This is a genomic window from Halosaccharopolyspora lacisalsi, assembly GCF_014137975.1.
Lineage (GTDB): Bacteria > Actinomycetota > Actinomycetes > Mycobacteriales > Pseudonocardiaceae > Halosaccharopolyspora > Halosaccharopolyspora lacisalsi.
In genome coordinates this window covers 158,842-173,528 of the sequence record NZ_JACGWZ010000003.1, presented here as the reverse complement: position 1 = coordinate 173,528, position 14,687 = coordinate 158,842, and the positions used below count along the sequence as shown (strand labels likewise).

17 protein-coding genes are annotated in these 14,687 nt (G+C 67.6%); 2 read left to right on the top strand and 15 right to left on the bottom strand.

Annotated elements, in window-relative coordinates; genetic code table 11:
• Positions 1-22 precede the first annotated feature (22 nt).
• Positions 23-493, bottom strand: coding sequence for a GNAT family N-acetyltransferase (locus FHX42_RS12330; RefSeq protein WP_182544417.1), 471 nt, complete (start codon positions 491-493; stop codon positions 23-25).
• 76 nt (positions 494-569) lie between these two features.
• Entirely contained in the window at positions 570-1,061 is a 492-nt protein-coding gene (locus tag FHX42_RS12325; protein ID WP_182544416.1) for a GNAT family N-acetyltransferase, read from the bottom strand.
• Positions 1,062-1,265: 204 nt separating this feature from the next.
• Here FHX42_RS12325 and FHX42_RS12320 point away from each other — a divergent pair, with 204 nt between their 5' ends.
• Positions 1,266-2,039 (top strand): LysR substrate-binding domain-containing protein, encoded by a 774-nt coding sequence (locus tag FHX42_RS12320; protein ID WP_328796077.1) that lies wholly within the window; start codon positions 1,266-1,268, stop codon positions 2,037-2,039.
• 53 nt (positions 2,040-2,092) lie between these two features.
• Here the strand turns inward: FHX42_RS12320 and FHX42_RS12315 are convergent, their stop codons facing one another.
• The 12 genes from FHX42_RS12315 to FHX42_RS12260 form a co-directional block, all read right to left on the bottom strand.
• Positions 2,093-2,521 (bottom strand): DUF2550 domain-containing protein, encoded by a 429-nt coding sequence (locus FHX42_RS12315; protein ID WP_328796076.1) that lies wholly within the window; start codon positions 2,519-2,521, stop codon positions 2,093-2,095.
• Positions 2,522-2,552: 31 nt separating this feature from the next.
• The gene (locus FHX42_RS12310) at positions 2,553-2,918 is read right to left on the bottom strand and encodes a F0F1 ATP synthase subunit epsilon (RefSeq protein WP_182544414.1); all 366 of its coding nucleotides are present in this window, start codon (positions 2,916-2,918) and stop codon (positions 2,553-2,555) included.
• A gap of 152 nt (positions 2,919-3,070) precedes the next feature.
• Entirely contained in the window at positions 3,071-4,504 is a 1,434-nt protein-coding gene (atpD, locus tag FHX42_RS12305) for a F0F1 ATP synthase subunit beta (protein ID WP_182544413.1), read from the bottom strand.
• 1 nt (position 4,505) lies between these two features.
• Complete coding sequence (locus tag FHX42_RS12300) at positions 4,506-5,432, bottom strand: F0F1 ATP synthase subunit gamma (RefSeq protein ID WP_182544412.1); 927 nt, start codon at positions 5,430-5,432, stop codon at positions 4,506-4,508.
• Between the two features lie 10 nt (positions 5,433-5,442).
• Positions 5,443-7,095: a F0F1 ATP synthase subunit alpha gene (gene atpA / locus FHX42_RS12295; protein WP_182544411.1), complete on the bottom strand. Its 1,653-nt coding sequence runs from the start codon at positions 7,093-7,095 to the stop codon at positions 5,443-5,445.
• Between the two features lie 75 nt (positions 7,096-7,170).
• Positions 7,171-8,001, bottom strand: a complete 831-nt coding sequence (locus FHX42_RS12290; RefSeq protein ID WP_182544410.1) for a F0F1 ATP synthase subunit delta — start codon at positions 7,999-8,001, stop codon at positions 7,171-7,173.
• Between the two features lie 53 nt (positions 8,002-8,054).
• Complete coding sequence (locus FHX42_RS12285; RefSeq protein ID WP_182544409.1) at positions 8,055-8,618, bottom strand: F0F1 ATP synthase subunit B; 564 nt, start codon at positions 8,616-8,618, stop codon at positions 8,055-8,057.
• A gap of 29 nt (positions 8,619-8,647) precedes the next feature.
• The gene (atpE, locus tag FHX42_RS12280) at positions 8,648-8,857 is read right to left on the bottom strand and encodes an ATP synthase F0 subunit C (RefSeq protein ID WP_328796075.1); all 210 of its coding nucleotides are present in this window, start codon (positions 8,855-8,857) and stop codon (positions 8,648-8,650) included.
• Between the two features lie 46 nt (positions 8,858-8,903).
• Positions 8,904-9,686, bottom strand: a complete 783-nt coding sequence (atpB, locus tag FHX42_RS12275; protein ID WP_328796074.1) for a F0F1 ATP synthase subunit A — start codon at positions 9,684-9,686, stop codon at positions 8,904-8,906.
• A gap of 379 nt (positions 9,687-10,065) precedes the next feature.
• Positions 10,066-10,521, bottom strand: a complete 456-nt coding sequence (locus tag FHX42_RS12270; RefSeq protein ID WP_182544408.1) for a hypothetical protein — start codon at positions 10,519-10,521, stop codon at positions 10,066-10,068.
• On the bottom strand, positions 10,518-11,666 hold the full coding sequence (locus FHX42_RS12265; protein WP_182544407.1) for a glycosyltransferase family 4 protein: 1,149 nt from the start codon (positions 11,664-11,666) through the stop codon (positions 10,518-10,520). Before FHX42_RS12265 ends, FHX42_RS12270 begins: the two co-directional genes overlap by 4 nt.
• Before the next feature lie 390 nt (positions 11,667-12,056).
• Positions 12,057-12,701: an L-threonylcarbamoyladenylate synthase gene (locus FHX42_RS12260; protein ID WP_182544406.1), complete on the bottom strand. Its 645-nt coding sequence runs from the start codon at positions 12,699-12,701 to the stop codon at positions 12,057-12,059.
• Positions 12,702-12,894: 193 nt separating this feature from the next.
• Here FHX42_RS12260 and FHX42_RS12255 point away from each other — a divergent pair, with 193 nt between their 5' ends.
• Positions 12,895-13,764 carry an alpha/beta fold hydrolase gene (locus FHX42_RS12255; protein WP_182544405.1) on the top strand — a complete coding sequence of 290 codons (870 nt, stop codon included), beginning with the start codon at positions 12,895-12,897 and terminating at the stop codon, positions 13,762-13,764.
• Here FHX42_RS12255 and prmC read toward each other — a convergent pair whose 3' ends face one another.
• Entirely contained in the window at positions 13,765-14,634 is an 870-nt protein-coding gene (gene prmC, locus FHX42_RS12250; RefSeq protein WP_182544404.1) for a peptide chain release factor N(5)-glutamine methyltransferase, read from the bottom strand. It lies immediately after the preceding gene.
• Positions 14,635-14,687: the final 53 nt, after the last annotated feature.

Sequence of the window (14,687 nt, the reverse complement as noted above, 5' to 3'; positions counted from 1 at the left end):
CGCAGGCACGGTGCGTGGAGGTTCAGAGCCTCTTGGCGAAACAGCGGCTCTCCGGCTCGGCGGAGTACACGCCGAACTTCGGGATCTCGTGGTAACCGGAGGAGGTGTAGAGGCCGATGGCCTCCGGCTGGGCCAGCCCCGTCTCCAGCACGAGGCGAGCGCGTCCGGCCTCGGCGGCCGTGCGCTCCAGTTCCGCGAGCACCTGACGGGCCAGACCGAGTCCCCGCGCGGCCGGAACGACGTACATGCGCTTGAGCTCGGCGTCACCGTCCCGGAATTCCGGGTCGTCGCTGCCGCAGGCACGCCAGGCACCGCAGGCCACGGCCCGCCCGCCCCGGTAGCCGAGCAGGAACAAACCGTTCGAACCCGTGAACTCGTCGACGTCGACCGGAGTCTCGTCCTCGTGGCCGTAGCGCACGACGTACTCCTGCTGGACCTCGTCGACGAGCTTGCGCGCGTCGGGGTGATCATAGGTGGCGACCACGATTCGCATGATCACACCCTAGACCGGCGGACGGGATCGCCGTGCGGGAGCGGGACGCCGACGTCCGACCGCCGCCCCGGACGCGTCACTCCAGGGATTTCTCGAACCAGTGCCCGGCGTAGGCGTTGTCGTTGTAGGCGGGGATCTCGACGTAGCCCGCCGAGGCGTACAGCGACCTGGCCTCGTCCAGCTCGGCCGCGGTGTCCAACCGCACCCTGTGACAGCCGTACCGACGCGCGTGGTCCTCCAACGCCCACAGCAGCCTCCGCCCCGCTCCGCGGCCGCGCAGCGTCGATGATATCCACATCCGGCGGATCTCCGCCGTACCGTCCTGCTCGGTGCGCAGCGCACCGCAACCGGCGACGGTGCCCTCCGCGCGCACCAGCAGGAAGACCCCGCGAGGCGGCACGAAGTCACCGGATTCCGGTGGCGCGGCGCGGTTCGCGTCGAAGCCCTCCTGGAAGCGCTCGTCCAGCTCCGCGGTATAACTCCCCAGCGCCCAGCGCGCGTCGACGCTGTCGATGGGTTCGGGCCCGATACCGATGGGGGAGCTGCGAGCAGCGGACGAATCAACCACGCGTCCAGTCTCCTCGTGCTCACCACTTCAGGTCCAGTTACCGCTCACTACGGGGACTAAAGTTTCGCTTTATGGCCTTGGACGAATCCCGCCTGCTGTTGCTTCGGCTCATCCGCGACTTCGGCAGCGTCACGCGGACGGCACGGCCACACCGGGCGGACCCCGCCCGCCGTCTCACAACAGCTCACCCGCCTGGAGGAGGAGGTGGGCACTCAGCTGGTGATACGCCTCCCGCAGGGCGTACGGCTCACTCCCTTGGGCGTACGACTCGCCGCACACGCGGACACGATGGCCCGAAGCCTCGCCGCTGCCTCCGAGGATGTTCACGAGTACCTCGGAGAGCACCGTGGCCGCCTCCGCCTGGGGGCCTTCCCCACAGCAGGACTGGGGCTCATGCCCGAGGCGCTCACCGCCCTGCGTCACCACCACCCGAGCGCGGAACTATCCGTGGTCGACCTGGGGCCGACCGAGGGATCCGCTCTCGTCGCGGAGGGAGAACTGGACCTGGCGATCGTGGGCGAGTACGCCGAACCGCTCGAACAACCGCCCGGTGTCGAGCACGTTCACCTGGTCGATGATCCGATCCACGCGGTCATGCCCGACGAACACCCGAAGGCCCGCACCGGTGAACTCCGGTTGCGCGAGTTCGCGGATGATCCGTGGGCGAGCGCCGCCGCCAACCTGCCGAATCGCCGTCAACTCGACGCCGTCGCCGCGGCCGAGGGCATCGCTGCGAACGTTCCGTTCGAATCGGAGTCCTACGCCGTGGCCCAGGCGATCGTCTCGGCAGGAGTCGCGGTGACGTTCGTTCCTCGTCTCGCGTTGACGCACGCTGCCGGGACGGTCCACCAACCGATGACGGAACCGAACCTGTTCCGGCGCGTTCACGCGGCTGTCCCCTCGGACACCCGCCACTGCCCGCTCACTCCGCTTTTCCTGCGGCTGCTCCACGGGGTCCGTGCGGAGCACCTCACGTGACCACTGCGCGACCGCGGGGGCCTCGAGGAGCGACGATGTCGCGCGAAAGCGCGTCAGGAAGCCCAGGGTACGGAGGCTCCGGGCGGGGCGGATTCCAGCCAGGAGAGGAAACCGGTCAGCGCATCCGGGCCCATGGCCACCTCGACGTCGCCACCTCGACAGCTCAGATGCAGCACCATCGATCGCACCGGCATCGTGTAGGTTTCCGCGTTCGACGGGCTGCGCCGTCCCACGATCTCGACGTTACTGCGATCGAGCACCCAGTTCGGCCCGGAACCCAGCCCCAGCGCCCGGTACCACACGAACTCCTCACCGCGGTAGCGAGCGATCCCCAGATGCCAGCCTCGCGCACGGCCGTCCTGGTGGACACGCAAGGCCACGTCTATGCCGCCCGCGCGCAACTGCCGCAACCTTCGTGCGGCGAACAGCACAACCACCGCACCCGCGAGCACCACCAGCCCTACGAGTGCGGTGGACCACACGATCGGAGACTCCATCCGCGCGGAAAAAAGATCAGGTCGTCTGTCCGGCCACCCGCAGACGGCTCATTCCCCGTGCTCGAGTCTGCTCGTCGCTCTCCTCGGCTTCACGGCGAGCCTGAGCGATGTCGATCTCCTGGGCGAGCTCGGCCGTCTCCGCCAGGATACTGACCCCACGGTTGTCCACGGACAGGAAACCACCGTGCACGGCAGCCGTCACGGTTGCCCCCTCGCTCGTGGTGATCGTGACGACGCCACCCTCGATCAGCTGTCCGAGCATCGGTTCGTGCCCGGGCATGAGCCCGATCTCACCTTCGGTCGTCTGAGCCACCATGGCTGTCGCTTCACCGGACCACAGGCGGCGCTCGACAGCGACCAGCTCGACGGTCATGTTGGCCACGCGCGTCTCCTTCGTCGGGTGCGTTCAGCCAGTCTATCCACTCGGCGACTGGCGCTGTCGCGGACCGGGGCGGACATGACCCTTTCGGGCACATCCACCGGCGAGCGCGGCCGGAACCCGCACGGGCTCCGGCCGCTCAAAAGCCGATCAGCTCACTGCTCGGCGTACTTCTTGTAAGCCTGCTCCAGGTCGTCGAGACCACCGATGGACAGGAAGGCCTGCTCCGGGTAGTGGTCGAAGTCGCCGTTGCAGAGCTTGTCGAAGGCCTCGACGGTCTCCTTCAGCGGCACGAAGGAGCCCTCCTGGCCGGTGAACTGCTTGGCCACGTAGAAGTTCTGCGACAGGTAGCGCTCGATCCTCCGGGCGCGGTACACCGTCACCTTGTCCTCCTCGGACAACTCGTCCATACCGAGGATGGCGATGATGTCCTGGAGCTCCTTGTACTTCTGCAGGAGTTGCTTGACCTGCTGGGCCACCCTGTAGTGCTCGTTGCCGACGATGCCCGGCTCCAGGATGTTGGACGTGGAGGTCAACGGGTCCACGGCCGGGTAGATGCCCTTCTGGGTGATCGCGCGGGAAAGCTCCGTGGTCGCGTCCAGGTGGGCGAAGGTCGTCGCCGGGGCCGGGTCGGTGTAGTCGTCGGCCGGGACGTAGATCGCCTGCATCGAGGTGATCGACCGGCCCTGCGTGGAGGTGATCCGCTCCTGCAGGGCACCCATCTCGTCGGCCAGCGTCGGCTGGTAACCCACGGCCGAGGGCATCCGGCCCAGCAGCGTGGAGACCTCCTGGCCGGCCTGGGTGAACCGGAAGATGTTGTCGATGAACAGCAGCACGTCCTGGTTGTCGACGTCGCGGAAGTACTCCGCCATCGTCAGACCCGACAGGGCCACCCGCATACGGGTGCCCGGCGGCTCGTCCATCTGGCCGAACACCAGGGCGGTGTCGTCCAGCACGCCGGACTCCGACATCTCGGTCCAGAGGTCGTTGCCCTCACGGGTGCGCTCGCCGACACCGGCGAACACCGAGGTCCCGCCGAAGTTCTTGGCGACACGGCGGATCATCTCCTGGATGAGCACCGTCTTGCCGACACCGGCACCGCCGAACAGGCCGATCTTGCCGCCCTGGACGTACGGGGTGAGCAGGTCGATGACCTTGATCCCGGTTTCCAGCAGCTCGGTCTTGCCCTCGAGCGTGGAGAACGACGGCGGGTTGCGGTGGATGCTCCACCGGTCCAGGTCCGCACCGTAACCGGGCTCGTCGAGGCAGTGACCGAGCGCGTTGAACACGTGGCCCTTGACGGCGTCACCGACCGGCACCGAGATCGGCGCCCCGCTGTCGGAGACCGACACGCCCCGCACCAGCCCCTGGGTGGGCTGCATGGCGATGGTCCGCACGACGTTGTCGCCGAGGTGGTGGGCGACTTCGAGAGTCACCGTGTTCTCCATGGCCTCGGCGGTGATCTCGACGGTCAGCGCGTTGTTGAGGTCCGGCATCTCACCGCGCGGGAACTCGACGTCCACAACCGGACCGAGAACCCGGACGACGCGGCCGGTGCCAGTAGCCGTGCTAGTGGCAGTAGCAGTCATGTCACTCACTTCCTGCAGACGAGAGCGCCTCGACACCACCGACGATCTCGCTGATTTCCTGGGTGATCTGGGCCTGACGGGCCCGGTTTGCCTGGCGGCTGAGGTTCTCCACGATCTCGTCCGCGTTGTCCGTGGCCGCCTTCATGGCGGTACGACGAGCGGCGTGCTCGGAGGCAGCCGAGTCCAGCAACCCGGCGAACAGGCGGGTATTGATGTATTTCGGAAGCAGTGCCCGAAACAGGGTCTGCGCGTCCGGCTCGAAGGCGTAGGCCGGACGCAGCGTGCCCGCTTCCTGCTCCTTGTACTCCACCGCCAGCGGAGCGATCCGCCGGACGGTGGGCTTCTGGGTGAGCATGGACACGAAGTCGGTGTGCACGAGATGGAGCTCGTCGACGCCGAGGACCCCGTCCCCTCCCGACTCGTCGAGGTAGTCGTCGGCACCGGCCATGAACGCCTTGACCATGGTCTCACCGACGTCGGCCGCGTCGGAGTACTCCGGGCGGTTGGTGAACCCGGTCCAGCTGCGCTCGACCTCCCGGTTGCGGAACCGGTAGTACTCCTTGCCCTTGCGACCGATCACGTACAGCGCGGGGGTCTTGCCCTCCGAGCGGAGCAGGTTCTGCAACTCCTCGGCCGCCCGCAGCACATTGGCGTTGTACCCGCCGCAGAAACCGCGGTCGCTGGTGACCACCAGCACCCCGGCCCGCTTGGGGTTGGCGCGCTCCTGCAGCAGCGGGTGGGTGAGCGGACTCGCCTCGGCCAGGGAGGACAACACCCGCACGATCTCGTCCGCGTAGGGGCGCGAGGCCTCCACCCTGGCCTGCGCCTTCATGATGCGCGAGGTGGCGATGAGCTCCTGCGCCTTGGTGATCTTCCTGGTCGACTTGACCGATCGGATCCTGTCGCGTAGTTCGCGAAGCTGAGCCATGGCTATCCGGTCACTTCTCGTTGTCCGACGCGGGACGGTTGACCTGCACCGTCTCCTGACCGACGCTGTCGGCGTCGAGGGCCTCTTCGTGCGACTCCACCGGGGCGGACCCGGAGTCCTTCGAGACGTTGAACTGCTTCTTGAACTCGTCCACCGCGTCGACGACGACCTTCTCCCCGTCGTCGGAGAGCTGCCTGGACTCCACGATGTCGGTCAGCACGGTCTCGTGGTTGCGACGCATGTAGTCCAGGAACTCCGTCTCGAACCGGCGCACCTCCTCGGTGGGGAGCGAGTCCAGGTGGCCCTTGGTGCCCAGGTACAGCGAGACGACCTCTTCCTGGACCGGCAGCGGCTGACCCTCGCCCTGCTTGAGGACCTCCATCAACCGCGCACCGCGGTCGAGCTGGGCCTTCGAGGCCGCGTCGAGATCGGAGGCGAAGGCGGAGAACGCCTCCAGCTCGCGGAACTGGGCCAGGTCGATCTTCAGCGAACCGGTGACCTTCTTCATCGCCTTGATCTGCGCCGAACCACCCACGCGGGACACCGAGGTACCGACGTCGATGGCGGGACGCTGACCCGAGTTGAACAGGTCGGACTGCAGGAAGCACTGCCCGTCGGTGATGGAGATGACGTTGGTCGGGATGTAGGCCGAGACGTCGTTGGCCTTCGTCTCGATGATCGGCAGGCCGGTCATCGAGCCACCGCCCAGGTCGTCGTGCAGCTTCGCGCAACGCTCCAGCAGCCGGGAGTGCAGGTAGAAGACGTCACCCGGGTAGGCCTCGCGCCCCGGCGGACGCCGCAGCAGCAGCGAGATCGCGCGGTAGGCGTCGGCCTGCTTGGTCAGGTCGTCGAAGACGATCAGGACGTGCTTGCCCTGGTACATCCAGTGCTGGCCGATGGCCGAGCCGGCGTAGGGGGCCAGCCACTTCAGACCGGGCGAGTCGGCGGCGGGTGCGGCCACGATGGTCGTGTAGTCCATCGCTCCGGCCTCCTCCAGCGAGCGCTTCGCGCTCGCGATGGTGGAGCCCTTCTGGCCGATGGCAACGTAGATGCAGCGGACCTGCTTCTCCGGGTCCCCGCTGTCCCAGTTGTCCTTCTGGTTGATGATCGTGTCGAGCGCGATCGTGGTCTTGCCGGTCTTGCGGTCACCGATGATCAGCTGACGCTGACCGCGACCGATCGGGGTCATCGAGTCGATGGCCTTGATACCGGTCTGCAGCGGTTCGTTGACCCCTTGGCGCTGGACCACCGAGGCGGCCTGCAGCTCCAGGGGACGGTTGTCCTCGGAGGAGATGTCGCCGATCCCGTCGATGGGCTCGCCCACCGGGTTGACCACGCGGCCCAGGAAGCCGTCGCCCACCGGCACGGAGGAGACCTTGCCGGTGCGCCGGACCTCCTGGCCCTCCTCGATGAGGTCGGCCTCACCCAGGATGACCACACCCAGCGAGTTCGCCTCGAGGTTCATCGCGACGCCGTAGATGCCGCCGGGGAACTCCAGCAGCTCCTCGGTCATGACCGAAGGCAGACCCTCGACATGGGCGATGCCGTCACCGGTATCGGTGACGACCCCGACCTCCTCGCGGCTGACCTCCGGAGAGTAACTGGAGACGTATTTCTCGATCGCACTGCGGATCTCGTCCGACGAGATCGTCAGCTCCGCCATGTCTCGTTCCTGCTCTCGGTTCGTTGTTCAGGGAGTAGGAGTGCGGCCGGTCGGGCCGCTGCCGGTCGCCCCGGGTCAGTCGCCCAGGGAGCCCCGCAGGGCTTGCAGACGTCCGGCCGTGCTGCCGTCGATGATCTCGTCACCGACCCGAATCACGAGTCCACCGCCGACCTCGGGGTCCACCTCGAGGTGGACCGCGATCGGTCGCGAGTAGATCCGCTGCAACGCCGCGGACAGCCGCTGCTGTTGCTCATCGGTGAGCGGCAGGGCCGAGCGGACGTGGGCCACCGACCGTTCCCGCCGACGCGCCGACATCTCGGCGAGCTCTTCCAGTCCCTCGCTGACGTGCCGGCCGCGGGAGTGGGCCACCAGCTGGCGAACCAGGTCCCTGGTCACCGACTCGACCTTGTCCTCGACGAGGTCGGTGACCACGACGGCCTTGCCCTCGGGGTCGCCGGCCGGATCCGACAGCAACCGTTCCAGGTCGGGGCGGCCACCGATGATGCGCCCCAACCGGAACAGTTCGTCCTCCACAGCGTCCAACCGGCCGGAGCGCTCGGCCTGCACCAGCAGCGCGGTGCGGCCCAGCCGCTCCAGTCCGTGGACCATGTCGGTGGGATGGGACCACCGCGCTCCGACCGCCTCGAGCACCACGGGTAGCGCCCGGCCACCGAGCCGGTCCGCGAACAGGTCACGGGCCAACTCCTGCCTGGACCCGGGAGCTGTGGAGGCATCGGCGAGAGTCCGCCGAAGCGTGGACTCGCTGCCCAGCAGCGCGGCCACCTCGAACAGCTCGTCGGCGAGCCCGGTGATCTCCGCGGGTCCGGCACCGTCGGTGGCCTGCAACAGTTGCAGCTCGGTAGCTGCCAGTGCGTCACGACTCGCGGCGTTCACGAGGGTACTCAACTCTCAACCCTTCTCTCTGGGTTAGTCGCCATGGTGCCCATCATCCGGACCTGTCAGCTTTTGGTCGACTCGGCCGCCGGAGCCGAGGTCGCCTCCAGCTCGTCCAGGAAGCGGTCGACGGTGCCGCGACGCCGGGCCTCGTCCTCCAGGGACTCCCCGACCACGCGACCGGCCAGGTCCACGGCCTGCCGCCCCAGGTCGGAGCGCAGCTCCGCGATGATCTGGGACCGCTGGGCGGCAAGCTGAGCCTGCCCCTGGCTGATGATGCGGTCGGATTCGGCCTGGGCCTGGGTCCGCATCTCCTCGACGATCTGCTGCCCCTCGGCGCGGGCGTCGTCGCGGATCCGTGCCGCCTCGGCGCGTGCCTCGGCCAGCTGGGACTTGTACTGCTCCAGCGTGCGCTGGGCTTCGGCCTGGGCCTCTTCGGCGCGGGCGATGCCGCCCTCGATCCGCTCGCTGCGCTCCTTGTAGATCTTCTCGAAGCGCGGCACGACGTACTTGTGCACGACGAAGTACAGGATCGCGAAAGAGATCAGACCGACGATCGTCTCGGGGAGGTGCGGCATCAGGGGGTTCGGTTGCCCCGCCTGTGCCAGTACCGCGGTGCTCTCGTTCATCAAGATGTCTCCTTGCGTATCCCTTCAGGTCACATGAAGACGAAGGCGAGCACCAGGCCGAAGATCGCGAGCGCCTCGGCCAGAGCGAAGCCCAGAATGGCGATACCCTGCAGCACGCTGCGAGCCTCGGGCTGGCGAGCGGTGCCGTTGATGTAGGCGGCGAAGATCAGGCCGATGCCGATGCCGGGGCCGATGGCCGAGAGGCCATACCCGAGAATGGCGATGTTGCCTTCCAGCACGAATGTTTCCTTTCACTCGGTCCGCGTTGATCGCGGATCGGGTTGCTCAGTGCTCCTCTTCCAGCGCACCGCCGATGTAGTTGGCGGTGAGCATGGTGAAGATGTAGGCCTGCAGGAACTGGATCAGCAGCTCGAAGAACATCAGCACGATGCTCAGCACAAGAGCCACCGGGCCGGCGACCATTCCCAGCACGCCACCGTGCAACAGGAGGTACTCGCCACCCATGATGAAGACCAGCAGGACGAGGTGGCCCGCGAACATATTGGCGAACAGCCGCAGGGACAACGTCAACGGCCGCACCAGGATGTTCGACAGGAACTCCAGCGGAATCACCAGCGGCTTGATCCCGACGGGAACACCGGGAGGCGAAGTCTGGTGTTTCAGGTAGCCGAACGCTCCGTGGCGACTCATCCCCGCGGCGTTGTAAACCAACCAGACCACCAGTGCGATCCCGTAGGGGATGCCGGGGTTCGACATGGTCGGAAGCTGCAGGAACGGTACGAAACCGTAGACGTTGTTCACCAGTACGAAGGTGAACACGGTAACCAGGAGCGGAAGGTAGGGACGAAGGTCCTTACCTGAAATCATGTCACGGCCGATGGTGTTGCGCACGAAGTCGTACGTGCTCTCGGCGGCGAACTGTGTCTTGCCGGGCACCAGCGACGGCTTACGCAGCGCGAGCCAGAAGAAGACGCCGATGATGATGATAGACAGAACCAGCAGTACCATCGGTTTGGTGATACCGGCCACAAATGGCGGGTAGATGACGCTGTTCGTACCGGGGGGCTGGAACTCCCCACCGCCAGCGGCCAGCACGCGTGTGCTCACCCGGGCTCCTTCCGGTTCTCTCGAAGTTTACGAGTCCTTACCGGTGCAACGCCTCGAGGACGAGGCACCGACGAGAAGACCACACCTTCGAGGGAATCTTCACGATCAGGACTTAACGTACCTGACGTAGATAAGGTACACAGAGGCGGCCCCGCCCCCGACGAGCCCGAGGGGCAGGAACAGGACTGTTCCCAGCCACTCGTCCAGGCCCCATCCCACCAACCCGTAGCAGAGCGGACCGGTCAGCATGTAAGACAACGCGGTCCACGCATCAGCCCGTTCGTGCGGCTGAGCAGAGCCGTGTTCAGGGGTTTTGTCGGGTGGATCCACCATCGCAGCCGCAGGTTACCAGGCGGTTGAGCAAGGGCTGAACACCTGCTCACCCTGCTTCGTCACGCGCGGGTATGACAGTGGGCACACGGGCGCGGGTGAAGCCGACGACCTCGGCCGCCGTCCAGGCGACCACCGTGGCGAGGATGGCCAGGGCGAACGAGTCCATGTCGAACAGCGTGGTGTCCGCCAGCAGGAGCAGCAACGTCAGCAGGATCGAGAACTTGGTGCAGTACCCGCCGAGAGCGGCGGCCATCACCATCAGCGGCGCCGAGGTCGCCATCCAACGCATCACGGCGACGTTGATCCAGCAGCACCCGATCACCAGCAGGGTGCCGAAAACGGCACCGAGAACCCCCTCCACACCGGCGACGACGGCGGCGACCGCCACGGCCACGCCGCCGGTCAGCAGGGTCGCCGTCATCGCCGGGCGCACCATCGCGCGGGCGAGCCGCACCGTGGTGTTCTTCGTCTCTTGATCGAGCAGGTCGGCGGGATCGCTCATCTGGCCCTCATTCTCGGGATCGCCGAAATGACGCCCGCCGTCAACACGGCGAGCCCGAACACCCAGGATACCGCCACCACGTTGTCGAACAGGGTGAGCGAGACGGCACCGAAGGCCAGCACACCGGCCCACAGGTAGATCAGCAGGACCGCGCGGCGCTGCGAGTGGCCGATCTCCAGCAGTCGGTGGTGCAGGTGCATCTTGTCCGCGTGGAACGGGCTCTTGCCCGCGCGGGTGCGCCGCACGACCGCCATGATCAGATCCAGCAGGGGCACGAACAGCACGGCCACCACCACCAGCAGTGGCGAGAACAGCCCCAGGGCGTCCCGCGGGCCGAAGCGCGTGGGGTCCACGTTGCCCGCCGCGGTGGTGCTGGCCGCGGCCAGCATCAGCCCGATCAGCATCGATCCCGAGTCGCCCATGAAGATCCGGGCGGGCTGGAAGTTGTACGGCAGGAAGCCCAGGCACCCCCCGGCGATGGTCGCCGCGATCAGCGCGGGCGGGTAAGCGTTGACGTCTCCGCCCTGGTCCTGCAGCAAGCCCAGGCAGAAGGCGCAGGTCGCGCTCGCGGCGATGAGGCCGATCCCGGAGGCCAGCCCGTCCAACCCGTCGACGAAGTTCATCGCGTTGACCATCGCCACCGTCAGCAGCACCGTCAGCAGCTGCCCCTGGTTCGTGCTCAGTACCAGCACCGAACTGGAGTCGCTGGTCTGGACCCAGGGCAACACGTACCACTGCAGGCCCATGAGCACGAGAATCCCGGCCGAGGTGACCTGTCCGGCGAGCTTGGTCAGCGAGTCCAGCTCGAAGCGGTCGTCGAGAGCCCCGACCACCGTGATCAGGCCACCGGCTATGACCACGGCCAGAGCGTGATTGGAGTAGTCGAAACTGCGCGAGAGCGCGGGCAGGTTGCTGGCCAGGAACATTCCGCCGAGCACTCCGCCGTACATCGCCACGCCGCCCATCCGGGGCATCGGCGTGAGATGCACGTCACGGCGCCGGGGGTAGGCCACCGCCTTGAAACGGATGGCCAGCATCCTCACGAGCCCGGTGAGCAGGAACGTCACCGCGGCGGCCGTGAGCAGGACGAGTAAGTACTCTCGTGCCGGCAGACCGGCCGGCGCCCACGCGGGTGCTTCGTCCACGATGACGACTCAGCAGCGCGGGCCGACGGACGGCACGGAAGCGCTGGTCAGCCCCCACAACGGCATATTCACGTTCGGTGCTCCTCTTGACTGTCCACGGTGCGCGTCCCCGCCCCACGCTATCGCCAGGCGTGTGGCGCGCTGACACCGGTCCGTGACATTCAAGATCTTTTCAGGTTTTGCCGCCGGCACCCGTCTCACGGGGGGTCACGTACAGTCTCCCGTCCACGCACTCGCGCATCACCTTTTACGCGCCGCGATCGTCGTTCCCGGATCCACGACCGGCGCTCCCTCGTCAAAAGAAGCATCGGCGCGCGAGAGGCCGAGCTGAAACGAAGTTCGAGAATCCACCCGTTCGAGTGACACCCACACGGGTACCACCGGGCGCCGTCAGGTGTCGGGCTCGGCGCCGAGCACCTCGGTCAACTCGGCATGACCGATCGCGCCCTCGCGCAGGACGCGCGGCCGGGCCTGGGTGAGATCGACGATGGTCGAGGCCACCGCGTCGGTGGTCGGCCCGCCGTCGAGATACACCGACACCGAATCACCCAGTTGCTCACGCGCCTGCTCCGCGGTGGTGGCCGGGGGATTGCCGGTGGTGTTGGCGCTCGACACCGCCATCGGACCCACATCGCGCAGCAGGTCGAGCGCCACCGGGTGCAGGGGCATCCGCAGGTTCACGGTTCCCCTGGTGTCCCCCAGGTCCCAGGCCAGTGACGGTGCCTGCGGCAGTACGAGCGAGAGACCGCCGGGCCAGAAGGCCTCGATCAGCGCCCGCGCCTGCCGGGGTACCGAGAGAACGAGGCCGTCCACGGTGGTCCAGGAGCCGACCAGCACCGGCACCGGCATGTCGCGGCCCCGCCCCTTGGCCGACAGCAACGACCCCACGGCGGTGGAGTCGAAGGCGTCCGCGCCTATGCCGTAGACGGTGTCGGTGGGCAACACCACCAGTCCGCCCGCTCGCACCGCATTGGCGGCCGTGCTCAGGCCCGTGTCCCTACTGTCCGGACGATTGCAGTCGTAGACCGTGCTCACGCCCCGATCCTTGCACGTCCGACACGGTGGGATGCGAATGGCACACATTCGAGCTCGACACGGAATATCCTGTTGATCCGGCAACCCGCCCCACGTCGCCGTCCTCCCCGTCAACCGCGGATGTAGCAAAGCCGGCGCCGGTGCCGATGATCGCACCAGGACATCGCAACCCTCACGAGCACGAGGAGAATCAATGACCGCCCCACCGCAAGGTGTCGAGGTCGACCACGTCGAGTTCCCGGCAGGGAAGATCCGCTACCACCGGGCCGGATCCGGTGGCCCGGCGGTCGTTCTCCTACACGGTGGTGGTGTGGACAACGGGTTGCTGAGCTGGCGGCACGCGGTCCCGACGCTGGCGGTCGACCACCGGGTCTACATCCCCGATCTGCCCGGCCAGGGCGGCAGCACGGGATGGCGCGGACGCGCGAACCAGCGCACCCTGGAGGAGGTGCTGCGCTGGCTGCTGGACACGTGGGGGGTTCACGAGGCCGTCCTGGTCGGCCTGTCCCTGGGGGGGAGCGTGGCCACCGGGTTCGCGCTGCGCCACCCTCACCGAGTGCGGGGACTGGTGCTGGTCGATGCCGGTGGCCTGCAACACCGCATGCACCACCACCTCGCCCATTATCTGCTGACGCGGACGCGCTTCGTCGACAGCGCGGTGGCGAAGACGCTCGGGCTGCACCGGTCGCTGACGCGATCGTTCCTCACGCGCGGCGTCCTGGCCGACACCGACCAGGTCCCCGGCATGGAAGAGGTCCTCGGAGAGGTTCACGCGGAGATCCGCAACAGGAAGTCGGTGTTCACCGACTGGCAGCGGGACGCGATCGGGCGCCGGGCCATGAAGGTCAACCACCTTCCGCAACTGGAGCGGCTGCGGTGCCCGACGATGCTCGTTCACGGTGAGCGGGACACCGTGGTGCCCGTGTCGGTGGCCCGGGAAGCCGCCGGAGCGATCCCGGGATCGAAGCTTCGTGTGATCTCCGGTGCGGGGCACTGGCCGAACCGGGAAAGGCCCAACGAGTTCAACGCGCTGCTTCGGGAGTTCGTCAACGGCAAGCGCTGATCAGTCCACGGCCCGCCGTGCCGTGGCGAAACGGGGACGGCTCGCCAGATCGGTGTGTTCCTCGATCGCGGTGAACACCCGCCCGGACCGCAGCAGCACGGGGACCGACCCCCCGTGCGTGTCGTCGTGTTCGATCGCCACTCCCCCGCCGGGCTCGAGGAGTCGTGCCGCACACCCCACCACGTGACGAAGCACGTCGAGGCCGTCGCGCCCCGCGAAGACGGCCTCGGGCGGATCGTGGTCGCGAACTTCGACGGGAACCGGCGTGCCCGCGGGAACGTAAGGGGGATTGCACACGACGAGGTCCACGGTTCCGTCGAGTTCCCTCAGCAACGTCGGGTCGGCGACGTCTCCGAGCCGGAGCTCGACCGGGGTTTCGCCGGCACGACTCCGCCGGTCGGCGTTGTGGCGCGCCCACGCCAGGGCTTCCGGGTCCTTTTCCACGGCGTGCACCGAAGCGTCGGGGCGCGCGTTGGACACGGCCAACGCCAGCGCTCCGGTGCCCGTGCACAGGTCCACCACCACGGGAGCGTCCACCCCCTCGAGCGTGGCCAGCCCCCATGCCAGCAGCAGTTCGGTCTCCGGACGAGGAACGAACGCCCCCGGTCCGACGGACAGCGTGACGCCGCCGAGCGTGGCCTCACCGGTCAGGTGCTGGAGCGGCACGTGCGCCGCGCGCCGGCGCACCAGCTCGTGCAGCGCCTCCACGGTGGGCGGGTCCACCAGGGGCACCATCATCAACTTGGTGCGCTCCACACCGAGCAGGTGGGCGGCCAGCAGTTCGACGTCGGTACGTGGGCTCGCCACTCCGGCCGCGGTCAGAACACGCTGGGCCTCCAGGATGGCCAGGCGTAGCGGTTGTCGTTTCACGCGGGCAAGCTTAGAGGGCCGCTCGCCGTCCCGGGACGGCCTCGCACCGGAAA

Excerpts from the sequence above, each read along its gene's own strand:
- FHX42_RS12300 (WP_182544412.1), bottom strand. The coding sequence starts at position 5,432 with ATGGCTCAGCTTCGCGAACTACGCGACAGGATCCGATCGGTCAAGTCG.
- FHX42_RS12255 (WP_182544405.1), top strand. The coding sequence starts at position 12,895 with ATGACCGCCCCACCGCAAGGTGTCGAGGTCGACCACGTCGAGTTCCCG.
- FHX42_RS12330 (WP_182544417.1), bottom strand. The coding sequence starts at position 493 with ATGCGAATCGTGGTCGCCACCTATGATCACCCCGACGCGCGCAAGCTC.
- atpD (WP_182544413.1), bottom strand. The coding sequence starts at position 4,504 with ATGACTGCTACTGCCACTAGCACGGCTACTGGCACCGGCCGCGTCGTC.
- FHX42_RS12285 (WP_182544409.1), bottom strand. The coding sequence starts at position 8,618 with ATGAACGAGAGCACCGCGGTACTGGCACAGGCGGGGCAACCGAACCCC.
- atpA (WP_182544411.1), bottom strand. The coding sequence starts at position 7,095 with ATGGCGGAGCTGACGATCTCGTCGGACGAGATCCGCAGTGCGATCGAG.
- FHX42_RS12270 (WP_182544408.1), bottom strand. The coding sequence starts at position 10,521 with ATGAGCGATCCCGCCGACCTGCTCGATCAAGAGACGAAGAACACCACG.